A 20,538-nucleotide genomic window follows, 5' to 3' on the forward strand; every position below is an offset into this window, starting at 1 on the left:
AAAAAAAAGAAAATGTCTTGTCGATTAACAACTACAGGTGGATTTAAATAATTTAAACGCAGGTTTTAAGGATTGTTATCTCTTAAAATGACAATATATTGACATAGCTTATTTCGTGTTTATTGTTAAACAACTAAACTAGTATGTAAAATTTCAACTTCTTCGATCAAGGAACGAATGATATCTGCAGTAGAAAGTTCACTGTAAGAATGTATCGATTGTCCGGTCCAAATGTTGATAAAATCAGCATTTCTATTTATCCTTGCTACTCTTCTTAATTCGCCTGTGAGTTTATTTTGATAAGGATAGGGCAAAATCTTTTGAGCGGCTTCTAAAGCTTCAATGAATTTATTTTTTATACCTCTGGCGTAGCGCCCTGAAAAGCTCCTCGTTAATACGATGTCTGATTCATTAACGCCTGAAAGACGCGCTTTTTCAAAGTCCAGGAGCGCGCTCTCCTTAGATTTGAGTAATAAACTACCCACCTGGAAGCCACTGGCACCTAAGAGCTTTGCAGCATGCAATGTACTAGCGTTGTATAAACCACCGGCATAAATAATGGGAACATGGACATGCTCTTTTACCTGCGGTAGTAGTGAAAGTCCGCCAATCGCCGGTATTGGAGTCTCGTCAAAACTTCCGCGATGTCCCCCTGCTTCTAGTCCCTGTACACAGATGATGTCAATGTCAGATTCTTCCAAAGCGATTGCTTCTGCCACCGAGGTGCATGTACCAATAAGAGTAACATCATTGTCTTTCAATCGTTTTATACTTTCTGTATCCAAATTTCCAAACGTAAAACTCACAACTTTACACCGATGGGTGATGATTACGTCAATCTGTTCCCTGTAATCGGTCAAATGGATACTATCAAGCTCGGGTAAGGTTACTTTCAAGTCGTGCTGCGCGGCTAATTGCTCCACGAAAGTTTTTGTTTCACTATACTGTTTCCTTAAATCGAATGAAACCTTGGGAATATTATTGACAAAAATATTGACCGCGAAAGGCCGCTTTAGATTTTCGGCAGTCAAACGAATAAGTTCGCTGCAACGTTCTGGCGGCAGATCACCCAAAGATAACGAACCGAGCGCTCCAGCACGCGAGGCTGCAATGACCATTTCTGGTGTCGTAACACCAAACATTGGAGCTTGGATAATCGGATATTCAATACCTATTGATCTTGTGAGTTGGTTTGACCACTGCATATCGGGACAATTTAATAGTCTTAAAATTTGTATAACGATCGATGTAATGCGTCTAATTTAGCTTATTTTTTGTTAAATGATGTGATAACAATTGGGAAACATCCTACAACGGAAGTTCCAAATAAGCTATTTATACTGTATATTTATGGTATTCTATTACGTAACAAACAATTTTATGAAAATCGCCTTCTTTTCGACTAAACCATACGACAAATTATTCTTTGAACAGGAAAACAGCGCTTACGGATTTCAGTTTAATTTTTTTGAAACGCATTTAGGTCCACATATTGTCAATGCTATTGAAGATGAGAAAGTGGTCTGCGCATTTGTCAATGATAAACTAAACCGACAAGTGATTGAAGTACTTGCTCAAAAAGGTGTCGAACTGATTGCATTACGCTGTGCTGGTTTTAACAATGTTGACCTGGAGGCGGCAAAGGAGTTTGGCATTCAGGTATGTCGGGTCCCGGCTTATTCCCCAGAAGCAGTTGCAGAGCATACAATGGCAATGTTATTGACATTGAATCGTAAAACCCATAAAGCCTATAACCGCGTAAGGGAGCAAAATTTTGCATTGAATGGCCTTTTAGGATTTAATCTTCACCAGAAAAAAATTGGCGTTATTGGAACGGGGAAAATTGGAAAGGCCTTTATCAAAATTGCATTGGGATTTGGGGCAGAAATAATTGCCTATGACTTATATCCCGATCAGCAGCTTACAACACAGGGTGTCAATTACAAATCATTGGATGAGCTCTTTAAAGAATCAGATATCATTTCACTTCATTGTCCCCTAACCTCCGAGAACCACTACCTCATCAATAGCGAGTCATTGGGGAAAATGAAAGACGGCGTTACTATTATTAATACAAGCAGAGGCAATCTGATCAACACCCAAGATGTCATTAAAGCACTCAAAGAACGAAAAATTGGTTTACTGGGTATTGATGTCTATGAACAAGAGGAAAAGTTGTTTTTTAAAGACTTATCGACAACAATTATTGAAGATGAAACAATACAATTATTGATGAGTTATCCGAATGTCTTAGTGACGGCACACCAAGCTTTTTTCACCACAGAAGCATTAACCGAAATTTCGCAAAGAACACTAAGGAGCATCTCAGACCTATCAACCAAAGGAATCACTGACGCCGAGGTCATGCTTTAACAAGACTTCCCATCAAATTTATTTTGAGGTAGCGCTATTAGCAATGTTGTGGCTAAATGCACCTTTTAAAGAAACAGAATGGATGCAAACTGTTGTATCATCGGTACAATTGTCTCATTAGGCATCAGCAAAAATGAGTAGCGAAAGGGAATATAAACTAAATGCCTATCCCCTTTCGCGTTTGTAATCACACCACCACTCATCAAGTCTTTCAATGACCGGCAGTAAAGTTTTACCTAATTCGCTAAGTTTATACTCCACACGTGGTGGAGATTCAGCATAAATCTGTCTACATAAAATACCATCACGTTCGAGCTCACGGAGTTGAACGGTCAAGGTCGTTTGCGCCAGATCTTCCATTTCCCGCCGTAGTTCTCCAAATCTTTTGGGGCATTGTTTGGCAACAGCCTTAATGAGCAAAACTTTCCATTTTCCGCCAATTATCTTAAAAATTCCGTTGACATCACAACAGGCTCCAAAATTTTCACTTTTTTTTTCCTTCATAATCTCCTCATACTGACCATTAGTTCATAAAAACATACCAAGTACATCATTTATAACTACTTGATTGCAAAAAATATCCAAACTATTTTTAATCGTAAAATTATTAAAAACTTTCTATATGCGCTTTCAAATTAAGGATCTACTTCATATTTTCCTCCTTTCAACGGGTATATTTCTTTTCGTCATCGATCTTTTTATCATTAATGTTTCTCTTCCCACGGTTCAACATGCGATACATCTACGCAATAGTGATACGCAATGGATCATAATACTATATATCATTGGTTACACAAGTCTTCTAATCAATGCAGGGAATGCCGGAAATCATTATGGAAAGAAGAAATTATATTTAATTGGCATGGCTGGTTTTACAGTAGCCTCTCTTTTATGTGGCTTAGCCGATAATCTTTACATTTTATTGGCCGGAAGATTGATCCAAGGGATTAGTTCTGGATTGATGGTTCCACAGGGTATCGCATTGATCACCTTACGTTTTGAAAATCCCGAGAAGAGATCAATGGCATTGGGTATTTATGGGAGTATAGCAGGCATCGCTTCTGTCATCGGTCAATTATTGGGAGGAATACTTCCCGACCAGACCTGGATACATGAAAGCTGGCGTCTTATCTTTTTAATTAATGTTCCCATTGGGGTGGTCGCCTGCTTTGCTGTCTATCGTTATACAGCTAACGATCAAGTCTACGTTAAATCCGCTGTTTCTTTTAAACCAATGGTAACATTATTTACGCTTTTAATGGGAATAATTTTTCCATTAATCATGGGGCCTGACTTGAAATGGCCAATATGGTCACTGCTTGTCCTGGGAACAACGCTTGTTTTTGTCCAGCTATTTCTAAAAAAACAGCGTAAATTAGAAAAGATGGGCTATCCTAGCGTACTCAATTTCACCTTATTCAATAATCGGGTTTTCAATTTGGGTCTGCTGGCCGCATTAGCCTACTATATGGTACAGGACGCTTATTTTATCATAAATTCCAATTACCTTCAAAATCAAAAGAATTATACAGCAACAATGACCGGAATTGCCTTTGTTTATCAAGGTATAGGTTATGTATTGGCAAGCGTTATGGTCAGCAAGTTGATACAGCGTCATGGAAAAATTGTGGTGCTTTATGGATTAGGCATCATGATTTTGGGATTGGTTGCACATCTTTTCATTTTTAATAGGATGCTTTTAAATAACTACCAGATACATACCCTGTTCTTTTTATACGGCATTGGTTGCGGTAGTGTGCTACCTGCATTAATGACTCTTGCCTTAAAAGACCTCAATGAAAAATTAATTTCAGTCGGATCTGCCATCTATCTTACGATACAACAACTATCAATATGCCTGGGAATCACATTTATCGTCGGTGTATTTCTACATCAAAAAGAAAATAAATTTTTCATTTGGCAGCATATTTCATCAGCTTATGGCTACTCGATCGCACTATCGGTCATATTGCTCTTATTTGTCCTAGGTTTTATAGCTTATTTACCTTCACAAAAGGTAAAATAGCAGGTAATTTGTATAGGGTTTAGCTGTTTTATCTTATTTTATATAAGGGTTAAGGCCGCTAATTTGCTGCCTTATATTTGTTCACTAAAGCATAATCATAGGGTATGCGCATACTCAAGGGACCAGCTTCCCACAAATCTGAATCAGGGGACAAGTAAAAGTCATAAGCATTACGCAGGAAATTTTCCCCATCGGGTGCTTCTTGCCATTTTTTCTGCGCTCTATTATAAAGTAGTATCATGCAACTCACGCAAGTTCCCTTATCTTTCATGGCCAGGTTTTCATAACACTTCCCTATTTTTACACTTAATTTTTGTTGAATAATAAGGTCCGTCAACCGTCCTTTGGTAAGGTGAATTAAAGCAAGCTGTGCATCTTCATCCGTTGGCGAATGTTTTGCGGGGTTCAATCGGTCGAACTGAGCCTGATATATTCGTGCTATTTCGGCCTGCCTCACATCCATTGGTAAGAGATTTGTATCTACGGGATGGAGGTCTTCAACATCGTCCACCTGGGTGGCTCCAACACTTAAGGCGATATTTTGTTTGGATGTGTCAGCATCTGCAGCAGCTGAGCTTTCATTTTTATCGAATAACTGCGTAAGTTCTGAAATATGATGTCCTATTTGATTAAAACCAACAACGTAATTTAAGATAACAAAAGCAAATAGTGCAAGGACAGAAAAAATAAAAAGTGCCTTCCAAATACTGGTCCGGCTATGCTCATTTGTTTCCACTTCCAAAAATGTAGATCTTTTGTGATCTGCTCTGTCAGCATCGTCACGATTTTCAATCCGGTCATAATCGCCTAAAAATAAGTCTTTACCATCAAAAAGATCAATATGATCTTCTTGAAACATTTGCACTATATCCCGGGCAGCTTTATACTTTACATTTGCCGCTGTGGCAACCAGATCAATTGCGGCATTGACATCGCCCTGTTTAATTAATTCACGAATAGTTGCTTTATCAATTTCGATTGTATTTACGAGAATATTTTTAGTCATACCGTTTAATTTCTATGGATTGCTTCGCTATCGATTAGCACTGAACCATTTTAGATCAAAAATCAGATTAATAAATGAAAGATCAATGAAAATTTCTTCCCTTATGAAAAATACCTGCAGCATTGTCGCCAACTGTTGTCAGATCTTTTAACAAACCTGACATATCAAAGCATCGTTCTGCTATTACATGAATAACCTCTCCTTCAACTTGAATTTTACCCGCGACCATCAGGAGTTTTGCGCGAAGAATTTCTTTTCGATATTTTTCAAATACAGTACTCCAAACGACAATATTTGCAAAACCGGTATCATCTTCAATGGTGATAAATAAAACACCTTTAGAGGTTCCTGGTCGTTGTCTAACCGTAATCAATCCGCATATTTTCACGAGTATATTATTTTTGATCAGACCTAATTTTGCTGTAGGCACGACATGGAGTAGATCAAGCTTACCGCGCAAGAAACTCACGGGATGTGCTTTAATGGATAGTGAGGTTCTTGCATAGTCGGCCACTACATGTTGGCTTTTCGTGAGCAATGGCAGTTCGATCTGTCCTTCTACTATACTTTCAGAGGGTTGACCTTCAAATAATGCAATCGGACGATCCGCCAATGCTGTAATTTCCCAAAGTGCTTGCCGACGATCAATACCTAATGATGTAAAGGCATCTGCATCAGCTAACTTCTCCAACGCAGTAAGAGATAGTCCAACATCCATCATACCAGTAATGGATGCATAAGCAGACTGCCGACCTTGTGTCAGCACAGCAGCCTCTTCCATTGAAAATCCTTTGATCTGACGTAAGCCTAATCGAAGGTCATGTGGTTTTCCAATTTCTCCTTCTAAGGTATTGTCCCACAAAGAATGATTGATATCAATAGGGCGTACTTTTACCCCGTGTTTCTGTGCATCAATAACAATTTGTGCTGGCTGATAGAACCCCATGGGCTGACTATTGAGTAAGGATGCTGCAAAAATATCCGGATAGTAATACTTAAGCCATGAGGACACATACACCAGTAATGCAAAAGACGCTGCGTGACTCTCTGGAAAACCGTAACTGCCAAAACCTTCCAATTGCTTAAAAACTCGATTTGCAAACTCTTCCGTATAGTTTTTCTTTACCATACCATCGACCATCTTTTTGTGAAAAGTCGACACCTGCCCTTTGGCTTTGAATGTAGCCATGCTTCGGCGCAATTCGTCGGCCTCTGCAGGTGTAAATCCCGCAGCAACAATGGCAATTTCCATGGCCTGCTCCTGAAAAAGGGGGACGCCCAAGGTTTTTTCAAGAATGGTTTGGATCTCTGTGCTTGGATAATCGACATCTTCCTCTTTATTTCGCCGACGCAAATAAGGATGCACCATATCGCCTTGTATTGGTCCAGGCCGTACGATAGCCACCTCAATAACCAGATCATAAAATTCGCGCGGTTTTAATCGCGGCAACATCGACATCTGGGCCCGGCTTTCGATCTGGAATACACCTAAGGTATCCGCATGACAGATCATATCGTAAACCTTTGGATCGTCTTTTGCCCCAATATCAGCCAGGGTAAGCTCTTTTCCATAATGCTTTTTAGCGAGGTCAAAAGCTTTGCGTATACAGGTCAACATCCCCAAAGCAAGTACATCAACCTTTAGAAAACCCAGTGCCTCAAGATCATCTTTATTCCATTCGAGATTTGTCCGATTATCCATACGGGCATTTATTAAGGGACAAAGCTCATGCAAATTACCTTGCGTAATAACAAAGCCGCCCGTATGCTGCCCCAATTGACGTGGAAAGCCAATATATTGGTGCGTCAATTCGAGAATTTTTCGCAAATGTTGATCTTCGGGATTAAAGCCCTGTTCAACCAAACGTTCCAAATTGATATCATCGTCCCAATGGCTACTCACTACCCCTGCTAAACGCCCTACCGCATCCATGGAAAGCCCCATCGCCTTGCCAACATCACGTATTGCGCCTTTGGAGCGTACCTGTGTGACAGTTGCTACGATAGCAGCACGATTTCGACCATATTTCTCATAAATATACTGGATCACTTCTTCTCGACGCTCATGTTCAAAGTCGACGTCTATATCCGGCGGTTCATCGCGTGCATCGGACATAAATCGTGCAAATAAAAGCCTGTATTTTGATGGGTCAACAGAAGTAATGCCCAAACAGTAACAGACCGTAGAATTTGCTGCCGATCCACGTCCCTGGCATAAAATTCCTTTTTCCTTTGCAAACCGGACATAATCGTATACAGTTAAAAAATAAGAAGCATAATTTTTGCGTTCGATAAAATCAAGTTCCATTAGAATCGTTTCACGAACTGTTGCTGGAATATCACCATCAAATCGTTTTTTTGCCCCTTCCCAGGTTAAATAAGTTAATTCCTCCTGCGTCGTTCGACCATGGGATGATAATTCATCTGGATAGATGTACTTCAAATCATCTAGGGCAAAACGACAAGCATTGGCTATTTTTACACTCTGTGCTACGGCCTCAGGATACAGCCTAAACAAACGTTCAACTTCAGGTATTGATTTGAGATAACGCTCCGCATTAGGATGTAAATGAAATCCAGCCGTATGTATCGTACATTTTTCACGAATGCAGGTTAAAATATCCTGCAATTCACGCCTTTCAGGGACATGATAATATACATCACCAAGTACCACCCTCGGGATATCCAATTGTTCGCCAAGCTGATTTATCCGAAACAATAATTTAGCATCATCCCCACGATAGAGTTTTTTTATTCCTAGATTAAGATAGCCCTGGAGATGCTGTTGACATTCCTGAACAAACTCAATAAATGAATGTTCAAGCTCAAACCCCACGACCAATTTTTCAGGTGGACAAATAATGAATATAATCCCTTCAGCGTATTGAAATACATCGTTTTTATATAACTCGCATTTTCCTTTTTCGGTCCTTAAATTTCCAAGAGTTAACAATGTTGAGAGTCGGCCATAAGCCTCTTTATCTGTTGGGTAGGCCAATAAACTTGGGCCATCCTGTAAATCTAAACGACAGGCAGGAATAAGTCGTATACCTACTTTTTTAGCCTCGATATGCGCACGAACGATCCCAGCAAGGCTATTACGGTCGGTTACTGCAACAGCATGATACCCCAATTGAGCAGCCCTTTCGATCAGTTCCTCAGGGTGTGAAGCACCTTCGAGAAAACTAAAATTACTTGTTATCTGTAATTCACAATAGCCCATGCTTAAGCAAAAAAACCGTGTATAAACCATTGATCCGTATGCCCGTCATAATGCCCCGAACGATACAGCCAAAAACGCCGGCCTTGCAGATCTTCTACCGCATAGTAATCCCGATGTTCGCCTGGATCAATCCACCATTCACGCTCAATACGTTCGGGGCCATCTGCTTTTCTGATCGTATAGGTGTCTCCCTTATAACGGAACAAGATGGGGGGATAATCGGGTATGGGAGCTGTAACAATAATACGTTCCGGAACCTTCAATAATCGCGTCGGACGTGGTCTTGCCATTTGCCAGTCAACAGTTGCAACCTCATCTAGTGTAGTCGCTATTTTCATGGATCGCTCGGGCCAGTAATGTGCAGACGGAACATAGCGTGAAATCTCACAATTGGCGTCCCTACTTTTCAAGCGATCTAACAGTTCGGTAACTGCCGGGTTTTTGAGGCCAATTCTATGGTTCCAAAGATTTTCCTGAATAGGATCTGCAATTTCAACTTTAGAAACCTCCAAAGTAAATAATTCAATCCCCAATGCCGGTTCAATCTGTGGAATCTTTATGGCAAATAATTGAAGGATATGTTTGACCTGGGCAGTAGCACGATTAGTCTCAATGCTGATTGTCTCTAATTTCCCATCCACGCGGTGGCAATTCAATTCAGCTGCACGTAATCCTTTCCCCTCTCCCGACAAACGTTTACACAACTTGTTTAATAACTCTTCCAGCGCCAGTTCAATACCATGTGCTGTACAGATGGGTTCGAGACAAGGTAATCGCTCTTCATACGGTAAATTAGCTTTTATAGGAAGAACAAATTCATCTTCCAGCCCCATGGCCTGATCCAGTCGAAGCAATAGGCTGTCACCAAATCTTCTACGCAAGACTGAACGCGGCATTTTTGCAAAACTTCCTATTGACTGTAGTCCAAGCGATTGCAACCTTTTCAATTGAACCTCTTCCAATCGTAGTGCTGCAGGGTGCAAGGGAAAAAGTGCCTCTGACTGCGCCTGTTCATTTATAATCGTATTTTCAGAACCAAAATGTGTGATAGCCCATGCGGCCCCAATGGTATCAGCAATGCCCATGCGCACAGTATAACCATGTTGTTTAAATTGAGAAACAATACTTGTTAAGTAAGTTGCCTCTCCACCCCAAAGATGTGCACAACCACTTATATCGAGCATAATTCCATCGGGCTCATCCAATGAAACCCATGGTGTATACCTTATGCACCAATCTGCTATGGAATGGAGTAATTTTTCAGCCAATCCAGCTTGCTCTTTGATGATTTTAAGTGATGGAATAAATGCCCGTGCATCTGCTATAGCCATACCTGCGTGTATCCCCGCTTGCTCTGCAAATGCGTTACACGCACTAACGATTAATTTTCCTTGCACAGCGACAGACAAAACAACAGGAACATCCTGCAAATGTGGCTTACAGACGGTAAGCCAATCTGTTTTTAAGTAACGAAACCAAAGGGACGCAAATCTTTTTTTCATGGCTAGCCTAAATTTTGATAATTATAGGTCCAATCTGTGATCTGCACATCTTTTTTGAGGAATGTTCTAAATCCTTGTGGAGACCAGATAATTTGTCCTTTGGCTGGATTACCATTTCTTACCTTAAGCAGCTCTACTTCCCAACAGGGGTAACCAATACCAGGTAATCCATCATCCGATTGACTAGGTAAAGAAGTAACCTTCCAACGTGCAGCACAACTCGTCGCCAACAAGATCTTGGGGTTATGTTGAAGTATAAATCCTGTCACCCGGCTTTTTTCTACGGCAAGTTGAAGGCGCCTTGACTGAATAAAATCCAGCTGATGTATTTCAGCCAATACGGCTGTTATGCCATGGCATTTCAACGCTTCTTCCATTGCCCATAAAACATCTCTTTCCCGTTTCATGGAGACAAAAACAATCGAGGCCGGATCAACTCCAAATGATTTGATAGCAGCAGGAAATACCGTTTGAATAGAGCCTATCCAAATACAAATCCCATCATTTTGCATCAGTTTTCCAAGCAAAGCACCAATAAATCCACAGGAAGCAGCACTATCCATGCGGTTAAAGCTAACAAATTCATGTATAACACCTTTGGGAAAGATTCCATTTGGAAAAGCTTTTTCCAAAGGCCCCAAATCTATAGCGCATTCATCATTCAAACTTTGAGCTACTCCCTGCCACGACAGTAAGTCTTTTTTAAGTTTGCTAATCAAAGCTTGTTTATCATCTAACATCATAGCCCCTCCTATTTAATAGTACATACAAATGTAATACTAAATATTTTAGTATTAAAGACGAAAGCTATATTTTTTAGCAAATAAACACAGTGCTAAAACGGAATCTTTACTATTTCAATTCTTATATATCATTCAAGAATTGTTGGATGACATCTTTTTTTCTGGTCGCAACAGGAATCATTTTACCATCAGACATTTCTATTTGGCCATCCTTGAAATATTTTTTAATATAATTGGCATTGATTAAATAAGATTGATGACAACGAATAAATTCAGATTCAGGAAGCATCGTTTCAAAATGTTTAAGGACTTTTGAAACCATCATCGGTTTATTGTCTTTGATATAAAATGTAGTATACCCTTTATCTCCATGACAATAAAGAATATCATCAATATTCACGATCTGGGTATATTCAAATGTACGAAGCGCTATCTTACGAGGTCTACTTGGAGATTTCAGATAGCTTTCGGCCATGCTTAATTGCATGCTATTGAACTTAAATTCCGTATTTTTTTTATAACATTTTTCAATAGCTTCCATAAATTGTTCTGGGACTAATGGCTTTAATAAATACGCAATGGCACCTATATTTAGGGCTTCTATGGCATACTGGTTAAATGCTGTTATAAAGATGGTATTAATATCCAATTTCAGTTCTGAAAGGAAGGATAAACTGGATCCGTCTTTCAATTGAATATCGGCTAAAATAAGATCTGGATTAGATTCAAGCAATTCACGTTCTGCCTGGGCAATAGAGGGACTATAACCTACTATCTGAACATAGGGTATCGCATCTAACAGAGACTTAATATACAGATAGATGTTATGCTCGTCTTCAAGAATATAAACTTTCATAATTTCACGTATTTAATTAAAATATAAAACAAGTGGGATATAAATTTCTACACGATATCCACTTTTATCCTCTTTATAATTGGGTTTTATTTCAATCCTTGCTTTTTGCTTTGGATCAGTAAATAAAAGTTCAAGACGCTCTTTGGTAATCACCTGTGAAAGAGATGTCTTGTGCGCATTCTCTTTTTTATCTGTGCGCATTCCCCAACCATTATCACTGATAACAATATGCAATTGATCTGCTTGCTGATTAAAAAGAATTTGTAACTGTCCGCGATAATTTAAATTTTTGAAAGCATGTTCAATAGCGTTTTCAACAAACGGCTGAATCAACATGGGGGGAATCATGACATCGTCCACATCCAAATTACCGCTCTCAATTTCAAAATCAAATACATCTTGATAGCGCATCTGCTGTAAAAGTATATAATTCTTTAATGATTTAATTTCTTGATCCAAAGAAATATACTCCTCCCTATTTAATTCGAGTATATCACGAATTTGACGGGACAACAGGATGAGGTATTGATTTGCTTTTGCTTTTTGTTCACTACTGATCAAACCTTGCAAATTAGCTATAGCATTATAAATAAAATGCGGATTAAGCTGGTTTTGTCGTGTCTTTTGCTCTAAAATTAATTGTCTGTTTTCGGCAACTATACGCTGATTAATATTTTTCAACAACTTTTGTTTATTCCGATAATAAATGAAGAATGCAATACTAAAGATCAGCGCAAATAAAATAACAAAAATCCAACGCTGTTGGACCATAATCTGATGGTTGAAGGCATTTGTTGTTTTTAAAAGCTGAATAGCCTGGTCCTTTTTTTCAGTTTCATATCGTGTATTGATCTCATTGATACGATCATTTTCAATACTTTTTGTGCTATTTTTATAATCCTGATAGGCTGAATCTAAGGTAAAATAAGCCCGTTCATAATCTCCTTTTAATGCGTGTGCTACTTGTAGATTCTGGTAATAGAATAATTTATTTTGCTTGCCTTTATGTGTTTTGATAAACTGCAATCCAGCATTGAAATAATAGATCGCCGAGTCCACTTGATGATTATTCAAAAAATTTTTTGCCAAATTCGCATACGCATAGGCATTGAGCGCCTTGCTTGAAGATAAATAATTAAAATACTTTTGGGATGCCTCTACTGCTTTTCGACTATTACCTATGCTAAAAAAATACTGCGCCTGTAAATTATACATGCGCATAATAATAGCAGAATCAGCCGTTTTATTTGCATAATATCTGCAGCTATCCAGTGTTAATTTTAATTTCTCAAAATCATGCAATTCAATATACTGTATAAATTTAATCTCCTGATAGGCCTGTGCAACATGTGGGTCGGATCTGTTGGGATGATAATAATACCACGACTCGTTATCTTTGAGTGCCTGGTTATAATCAGCGCGGCGATAATTTGCATTGGCCAATAGATTAAAAAAAAGAAAACTAAACCTACTTTTATTTGCTAATGCATATTCTTTCGCATCGATAATTTGTTCCATGATGCCAATAGTAGTCACATCATTAAAAATAAAATTAGCTCTTATTTTAAAGTAATCCTTCAGAACATGCAAATCGGGAGACATTGTTCTCCCATCAAGGTTTTTCAGCGCAATTTCTATTGAATCAATTTTATCATCCAACAAGTAGTTATACGCCAAAAAAATCCAATTATAGCCAGAAATATTAAAATATCTATCCTTAGCAAACTCCGTTGTCTTCTTTGCTATAATAGATTGATCCCTAAAATCCTGTAGAGCGAGAAATTTTAATAATGTGTCCTGATAGGTTAAATCAAGTGCCTTATCTTCAGTATGCGCATTATTTCTAGACGTCTGACGGTCACTTTGATAACAAGAAAGTAACTGTGCCATTAGCACGAGAGATAAAAAACAAAAAGTAAATCTTGTCAAATTTCGTATCATCAGAATATAACTATCTGTTTAAATTTACATGAAGGTCTTATATTTTTCCATTACCTCCTTCATTAACTATAATAAGCTTTCACAAGATATCAACAGCTATAAAAAAATAGGCAAGGCACTACTATCCATATCATGTTATCTATTGTCGAATATCGGAATATTATCAAAAAAACCAATATATACTTTCAAAAGTATTTAACCCCACTGATACTTATGTTAATATTCTTCCTCAGTAAAAACACCGAGTGCAATTATTGATCGCAGATAGAGTTAATTTTCTTTTACTTCCTACAAACATACAAATTGGTCAACAATGAAAACTTACTATTTAATAATCGCAATATATGACTCAATATTTGCATCGATAAAGAGAATTTCGTTTTTTTATCAAAACGTGTAACGAAATAGCCATACCACATACTTATATCATAAAGCATCACGCTAAAACGTAATATGGTAAATAACCTAATCTTTACTTACATAAACTGGACTATAGATAGTGATATCTTTGTTATTCCACTTATTGAACACCCTATTCGCTGGTACGGACTATTTTGGTTATTGGGTATTGTATTATGTTATAAGATATTAGGATCATTATTTAAGAAAGAAGGTCGGCCACCCGAGTTTTTAGATCAACTAACCATTTATATTGTTTTTGGTACTGTCATTGGCGCTAGACTAGGGCATGTATTATTTTACGATCCCGGTTATTACCTCAATAATCCCTTAAAAATATTAGCCATATGGGAAGGTGGGCTGGCAAGCCACGGTGGTGGTATAGGCATACTAATCGCAATCTATTTATTTGCAAAAAAACAGCAACTTCCTTTTCTCTGGCTTGCAGATCGGATTGCTTTGGTCGTCCCTTTAGCTGGTGTTTGCATTCGATTGGGCAACTTAATGAACTCTGAAATGATTGGCACAGCAAGTAGCTTACCTTGGGCCTTTGTGTTTACCCATATCGATACTATCCCCCGGCATCCAGCACAGCTTTATGAAGCCTTATTTTGTCTCTTATTATTCGTATTGTTATATCGTTTATGGAAAGAAAACAAGCTTCGACGTAACAATGGAAACTATTTCGCCTTGCTGTTGATTTTGCTGTTTTCGTTCAGGTTTTTAGATGAGTTTTTGAAAATCAATCAAGAGCATTTTGAAGACTCCTTATTGATCAATATGGGACAGCTGCTTAGTATACCCTTCATTCTTATTGGAGCTGGTCTATTTATTTTCAATCGTTGTCGAGAAAGAATACCGAATATAACGTAATAGCATGCGCAGACTTCCAATAATAGCCCGCTACGTCATGCTCACCAAATACAGAAATGGTTATCATGACTTTTTTAATAAGCCATGTTGAAAAGCATATTTTACTAATTCCGCGGTATTTTTTACCCTTGTTTTATCTATCAAGCTCTGCCGATATCCTTCAACAGTACGCTTACTCAAAAAGATTTTATCTGCAATTTCTAAATTTGTAAAACCGTCAGCGATTAACTCTAATACTTCTAGCTCGCGATCGTTTATTTCCAGATCGAGGATGATATTCGAGCCCGCATCCCTATAAACTTGACCGGAAGAAACTTGTTCAAGCAGGGCTATACTAATTTCTTCGCTCATATAGCGTCCGCCTTCAGCGACATGCTTTAATCCAAAAAGTAATTCATTGTAACCTATATTTTTCAACAGGTAGCCTGAAAGACCATGTTCAAAACCTTCAACAACATAATGAATTTGATTTAGCATAGACAATATCACAACTTTGACCAATGGATATTTTTGACTGATGATTTTTAAAAGCTCCATCCCGTCCATATGCTCCATGTTTATATCAGTTAAAACAATATCAGGAGCTAAACCATTCGCCAATATAGACAGCGCTTCTGCACCATCAGATGCCTCGCCTATCACCGTAAATTCACCCTGGGATTCTAAAAGTAGTTTAATACCATTCCGTACGACCATGTGATCTTCAACCAATAGTATCTTAACCGTATTCATCTTCTATGGCATTTAAATAAAAACTTTCAATTCTATTTTCTTCCAAACTTATACTGCAACGATAATTTATCATATTCGCTATTTGAAATAAAAAAGAAACAGACTGCATAAACAAAATAAAGATACAACTTTCTATCCAGTCTACTGTCGACATGATGAGTTCACATTAAACAGCCCACAGGATCAACTGGCAAATAAAATAGTGGATTTCATCCCTTACGACAACTCCGGTCATTTATGGATAGAGCGAAAACTCATGAGAAAGGAACAATATTTGTACGCTATTAAATCAAGCTATACATGATATCGCTTAATCAACGCTTAATTTTTGATATGTTATGATTTGTTCAGATAAAGATATTTTAGCCGTTCTCTCTTCTTCATTGGATGCTTGCGCAATTTATGATAGCGCAGATCTCCGTATTTCTTATGCAAGCACTAACATGTTAAAATTATGGAATTGTGATCACAGCGCGATTGGGCAATATCTTGAGAATTGTCTTCAACAAGAAGAATTAACGTCTTATATCCCCCTTTTGAAAAACGTTTGGGGAAATGAAAATACACAGCTGATCGACAAGATAAAGATCAAGCTCAAAACCGAACAACAATCTTCACTCCGATATACGCACACGTTTGAATATCATCCGCTCATCAATGAAAAGGGTGAAATTTATGCCATATTTAATCAAATTAGACTGATACCTGAAAATGAAGACGACACCCCACAAACGCAAGAAAAAAATACCATTGAACGAAAACTGCTACAAGATTTATTAACTCAAAAGTATACAGTAGCAGGAACCCCCTACAAAATCCCCACGAATAATTATACCTTATCACCTAAACATACCGAAGATCTCAATGAAAAGCTTAAGGATGCACTCAAGAAAATCATAGAAAGTGAAGAACATTACCATTTTGCCTTACAGTCGGCTGAGATGGGTACATGGAATTTAAATTGTAAAAATTATATGGTCAATTGGGATGAACGGACCCGGGAGCTCTTTGGTTTTGCGAAAGGTGAATATGTTCCATATAATGAGGTACTAAAATATATTCATCCAGAAGATAGGAATAGAATCGATCAAGAAGTCAAAAAGTCACTGACTTACCAAAACAAAGGTGTTTATGACGTACAATTTAGAACCATTGGAGCACAAGATCTTCAATTACGGTGGTTGCACTGTAAAGGAAGAGTATACTTTGACCAAGACCAACAACCCGAATGGTTTGCAGGCACCGCTATAGATATTACCATCCAGCATCAAGAGCATGAAAAACTTGAAGCTATTAATCAACTTATCGCCAAAAGAGATCAACAGTTTAGAATGATCGTAGAAGCCGCCGGCATCGGTATCTTTTCTATTGACATGGAAACCAAGAAAATGGAACTCAATGATCGTTGCCGTGAATTATTTGGCTTCGATCAGCGTGACAACATAAAAGAATCCGACTTTTTCGACCAAATTCTGCCTCAGTATAGAAACATCATTCATCATGTTTTTCAAGAAGTAACGCTCAAACAATCCCCTTTTGATTGTCAATGTGAAATAAAAGATAAAAAAACGGGTAAGATAAAATGGTTAAGGTCAATAGGCGGAAGTCAATTGGAATCGGATACGACAAGACTCATGATCTACGGCGCTATAATAGACAGCACCAATGACAAGGAAGAAGAAAGGAAAAAACTAGACTTTATTAGTATCGCAAGTCATGAACTCAAAACACCTTTGACCTCACTCATTGCCTATATCCAATTACTACAAGCCAAAGAAGGTACATTGAGCAGCGAAAAGCGCATGCAATATCTCCACCAATCGAATGAGCAAGCAACGCGCATGCGCGGTTTAATCGACGGCTTTTTAAATGTTACTCAACTAAATGAGGGTAAGTTAGTACTTCGCAAAAAGACATTTAACGTTTGTTCTTTACTCGATTATATTCAAAATATCTATTCTCTAAAATCTGCAAAGCACTTCATTCATTATTCAGGAGCAATAGATTCGAATTTGGAGATTATCGCCGATCGTGATAAAATCGAACAAGTGTTAATCAACTTCATGGATAATGCCATTAAATATTCGCCCAGTAATTCAACAATTACTATGCATGTGGCCATACATTCAGGTTATTTTGAAGTCGAGATCAAAGACCAAGGAAAAGGCATCAATCATAAGGATCAGAAACAAATATTCAATAAATTCTATCGTGTAAATGACGATGCAGATCGTTATGCTTCGGGATTTGGCATAGGACTGTTTATTTGCAAAGAAATTATTCAAAAACATCAAGGAGAAATTGGTGTCGACAGCCAGATCGGCCAAGGGTCAACCTTTTGGTTTAAAATTCCGGTCAGTGTATAAATAACAGCGCTAATTACCACCAATAAAATTTCCGATAGCAAAAAAAGCAACAGTTGCGAATCAAATCACAACTGTTGCTGAAATATTAATTCGTCACCTATTTCTTTTTCAAATCGGCTCCGGCAATATCTTCCCATCGATAATAATGGAATGTTTTATCGTCACTCATAACAACAAACAAGCCATGTTTGAAGGTTTCATTTAAATTAAAAGAGGTAGTTTCCGAACCATCACTTTGTGTTGCCATAACCGGCACAGTCTTCAGATATTTATGTTCGAAAGGATTGCTTTTGGTTCCTTCCCGACTAAAAACCTGAAAACGATTTGCACCCTGGTCCGACACCAAGATATATCCAGTACTGTCGGTCACTTTATAAATCGAAATACCTTCATGATCTTCTTTAAAACCTGCTGTAGCAAACAATGCCAACTGTTGGTTTCCCTTTGCTGGATCCGCATAGTATTGTTTTACGCCAACCTGTTCATCCGAATAGTAAATATACCCAAGCTCATTGTCCACCGCTATTGCCTCAATCTCTTTCTTTCCACTAAATGAACCGAATTTGCGAACCAGTGTAGCTTTTACTGAACCAGAGCCATTATCCTCCAATAAATATTGTCCCAAATAGCCTTCTTTTGGTCCATTTTTTCGTCCAACAATAGCATAGATCTCTCCTTTTGGAGAAGTATATAGGGCAATCCCCATCAGATCTCTGAATTCAGGCTCAGTTTCACCAACAAACATATCTAATCCCCCTTGATCGATCGGCTTCATGTCAGGTAGTGAAAAAATACGCAATTTATGGGTCATACGCTCTGTTGTGACAGCGATATCGACAGGTTTCCCCCCCAATACCAAACCGTAAGCGACATCGACATTGTTTGGCCGTTTTAAATTGGAAACCACTTTTTCTTTGACCGTTTTACCCTGTAAATCGTACACGAATAAAGCTCCATCGGCATCTTTATCCGTTGCTATAATCAGACTCTTGCTCGGATCGCTCTTATTGATCCAAATTGCAGGATCATCCGAATCATAACGTACAGCATCGGTCACAATAATGGGTTTAACTGAGTTTACCGTATTTGTTTGCGCATTTTTGCATGCCATTTGAAGCAGGGTTGACGCTCCAAAAGTTAGTGTTAGTATTGTTTTTAAATTTGTCATTATATGAAGTAAATTAGAATTTGGAACCAAATGCCCCAACATAAGCTGCAGGCTGAGGAGAATTATATGTCAGGCCGTTTGACATCACCAGGCCACTCGTAAAATGGGGTTTAAAAGCCAAAGTACCGGCCTTTAATGCAGGTGAATTCCCCTGAAGATGAAAATCCCAGGTTAAATCAAATATGTAATTGTCAACTGATGTTTCTAAAGGATAAGAAACAAATTTAGGATTATTCTCCCCTGCCACTTTACCTCTAACATCATTACTACCGCCTACAATATCATTTTTACCGACCTGAAACTGATCTACAGTCAATTGACCGTAGCCATAATACCAATTATTACCTGACACAGAACGGCTATCTTCTGGTTTTTTAGGATCACGCTTGACACCAAACCGTGTATTGGCAAAAAGATTATTATAAATTTCTGCTCTGACAGAGGCTTCTAACCATATGGAACCTCCTTTGGCTGTAGGTCTGCGCCACCCTGTATTGAGCATGGTATTATTATAAACAATAATATAAGCCTGCGGTGTACGGTCTCCCGAGTTGGATAGTTTTAATGCATTGGTATTTACACTATACACGAGGTTATAAGCAACATCTGCAAGACATCCGGATTTGAAATTCATCGCTTCTCCACCTGTCACCCCATTAGAAAAGAAACGATTGTTAGCGAAAATGATTTTTCCGCCTTCAATATACGTACAGTCTTCGTGAAAATGACTTACAGTACTATTTTGAACAACTAGCTTTCCGTCTGGATTTGAGAACCACAAAGCTGGCAAAGCTTCACCAGACACTTTTTTATACAAGCCCATTTTTACAGAAGTCGACGCATCCGATGTAATTGCACCACCATATTCAATGACGGTATTGTCCAAAACAAGTTCCTGGCAGCTTGGAGCGGCTAAAATTCCTCCCCATAACTTCCCAAATTCATTCGTCTTCGTCTTATATCCATCTTCAACCGTAAACTTTACAGGATTTTCAGCTGTACCTAGTGCATACAAATTACCCAAAACAACAATTTCAGGCTTATTGACTGAATCCATCAATACGGTTACACCTTCCTCAATCGTCAGGCTCTTGCCTTCGGGAATAATAATATCTCCCTTGATATGCTGCACACTCCCTTTGCTCCACACACCGGAGACCTCACCTATAGCACTTCCATCAGCATCAGAAGTATCAACATCAATATTTGCTTTTTCACAGGCACTTAGCACCACGATAAAAAACGCTAGAAACGATAAAATACATTTATTTTTCATCTGTATATATTTAATTTTTAATGATGAAGCAGATTTCACTTATCCAAAACATTG

The 20,538-nt window shown here is 38.3% G+C and carries 15 protein-coding genes; 4 read left to right on the plus strand and 11 right to left on the minus strand.

Annotated elements, in window-relative coordinates:
* Positions 1–125: 125 nt before the first annotated feature.
* On the minus strand, positions 126–1,205 hold the full coding sequence (locus B4Z47_RS06625) for an NAD(P)H-dependent flavin oxidoreductase (protein ID WP_115048756.1): 1,080 nt from the start codon (positions 1,203–1,205) through the stop codon (positions 126–128).
* Between the two features lie 175 nt (positions 1,206–1,380).
* On the opposite strand from B4Z47_RS06625, the gene B4Z47_RS06630 reads away from it, so the two are divergent.
* Positions 1,381–2,373 (plus strand): 2-hydroxyacid dehydrogenase, encoded by a 993-nt coding sequence (locus B4Z47_RS06630; protein ID WP_046673609.1) that lies wholly within the window; start codon positions 1,381–1,383, stop codon positions 2,371–2,373.
* A 165-nt stretch (positions 2,374–2,538) separates the two neighbouring features.
* On the opposite strand, the gene B4Z47_RS06635 is transcribed toward B4Z47_RS06630, so the two are convergent.
* A complete protein-coding gene (locus B4Z47_RS06635) occupies positions 2,539–2,877 on the minus strand; it encodes a winged helix-turn-helix transcriptional regulator (protein WP_112375470.1) in 339 nt (112 codons plus the stop codon).
* Positions 2,878–2,995: 118 nt separating this feature from the next.
* Here B4Z47_RS06635 and B4Z47_RS06640 point away from each other — a divergent pair, with 118 nt between their 5' ends.
* The gene (locus tag B4Z47_RS06640) at positions 2,996–4,399 is read left to right on the plus strand and encodes an MFS transporter (protein WP_115048763.1); all 1,404 of its coding nucleotides are present in this window, start codon (positions 2,996–2,998) and stop codon (positions 4,397–4,399) included.
* 58 nt (positions 4,400–4,457) lie between these two features.
* Here B4Z47_RS06640 and B4Z47_RS06645 read toward each other — a convergent pair whose 3' ends face one another.
* The 6 genes from B4Z47_RS06645 to B4Z47_RS06670 all read right to left on the minus strand — a co-directional run bounded on the left by B4Z47_RS06645 (position 4,458) and on the right by B4Z47_RS06670 (position 13,619).
* Positions 4,458–5,405, minus strand: coding sequence for a hypothetical protein (locus B4Z47_RS06645; protein ID WP_115048765.1), 948 nt, complete (start codon positions 5,403–5,405; stop codon positions 4,458–4,460).
* An 82-nt stretch (positions 5,406–5,487) separates the two neighbouring features.
* Positions 5,488–8,628, minus strand: coding sequence for an error-prone DNA polymerase (locus tag B4Z47_RS06650; protein WP_070563869.1), 3,141 nt, complete (start codon positions 8,626–8,628; stop codon positions 5,488–5,490).
* Between the two features lie 2 nt (positions 8,629–8,630).
* Positions 8,631–10,130, minus strand: coding sequence for a Y-family DNA polymerase (locus B4Z47_RS06655; RefSeq protein WP_070563866.1), 1,500 nt, complete (start codon positions 10,128–10,130; stop codon positions 8,631–8,633).
* A 2-nt stretch (positions 10,131–10,132) separates the two neighbouring features.
* Positions 10,133–10,873: an ImuA family protein gene (locus B4Z47_RS06660; RefSeq protein WP_070563863.1), complete on the minus strand. Its 741-nt coding sequence runs from the start codon at positions 10,871–10,873 to the stop codon at positions 10,133–10,135.
* 121 nt (positions 10,874–10,994) lie between these two features.
* Entirely contained in the window at positions 10,995–11,729 is a 735-nt protein-coding gene (locus B4Z47_RS06665) for a LytR/AlgR family response regulator transcription factor (protein ID WP_046673530.1), read from the minus strand.
* A 12-nt stretch (positions 11,730–11,741) separates the two neighbouring features.
* Positions 11,742–13,619: a sensor histidine kinase gene (locus tag B4Z47_RS06670; protein ID WP_286727064.1), complete on the minus strand. Its 1,878-nt coding sequence runs from the start codon at positions 13,617–13,619 to the stop codon at positions 11,742–11,744.
* A 504-nt stretch (positions 13,620–14,123) separates the two neighbouring features.
* Here B4Z47_RS06670 and lgt point away from each other — a divergent pair.
* Positions 14,124–14,942 (plus strand): prolipoprotein diacylglyceryl transferase, encoded by an 819-nt coding sequence (gene lgt, locus B4Z47_RS06675; RefSeq protein WP_115048767.1) that lies wholly within the window; start codon positions 14,124–14,126, stop codon positions 14,940–14,942.
* Positions 14,943–15,005: 63 nt separating this feature from the next.
* On the opposite strand, the gene B4Z47_RS06680 is transcribed toward lgt, so the two are convergent.
* Positions 15,006–15,674: a response regulator gene (locus B4Z47_RS06680; RefSeq protein ID WP_070563855.1), complete on the minus strand. Its 669-nt coding sequence runs from the start codon at positions 15,672–15,674 to the stop codon at positions 15,006–15,008.
* Between the two features lie 338 nt (positions 15,675–16,012).
* On the opposite strand from B4Z47_RS06680, the gene B4Z47_RS06685 reads away from it, so the two are divergent.
* A complete protein-coding gene (locus B4Z47_RS06685; RefSeq protein ID WP_115048769.1) occupies positions 16,013–18,040 on the plus strand; it encodes a PAS domain-containing sensor histidine kinase in 2,028 nt (675 codons plus the stop codon).
* A gap of 97 nt (positions 18,041–18,137) precedes the next feature.
* Here the strand turns inward: B4Z47_RS06685 and B4Z47_RS06690 are convergent, their stop codons facing one another.
* Positions 18,138–19,151, minus strand: a complete 1,014-nt coding sequence (locus B4Z47_RS06690) for a phytase (RefSeq protein WP_115049586.1) — start codon at positions 19,149–19,151, stop codon at positions 18,138–18,140.
* A gap of 70 nt (positions 19,152–19,221) precedes the next feature.
* Positions 19,222–20,484 carry a right-handed parallel beta-helix repeat-containing protein gene (locus B4Z47_RS06695; protein WP_115049587.1) on the minus strand — a complete coding sequence of 421 codons (1,263 nt, stop codon included), beginning with the start codon at positions 20,482–20,484 and terminating at the stop codon, positions 19,222–19,224.
* Positions 20,485–20,538: the final 54 nt, after the last annotated feature.

Source organism: Sphingobacterium sp. UBA2610, from assembly GCF_002339225.1.
In the GTDB taxonomy this organism is placed as follows: domain Bacteria; phylum Bacteroidota; class Bacteroidia; order Sphingobacteriales; family Sphingobacteriaceae; genus Sphingobacterium; species Sphingobacterium multivorum.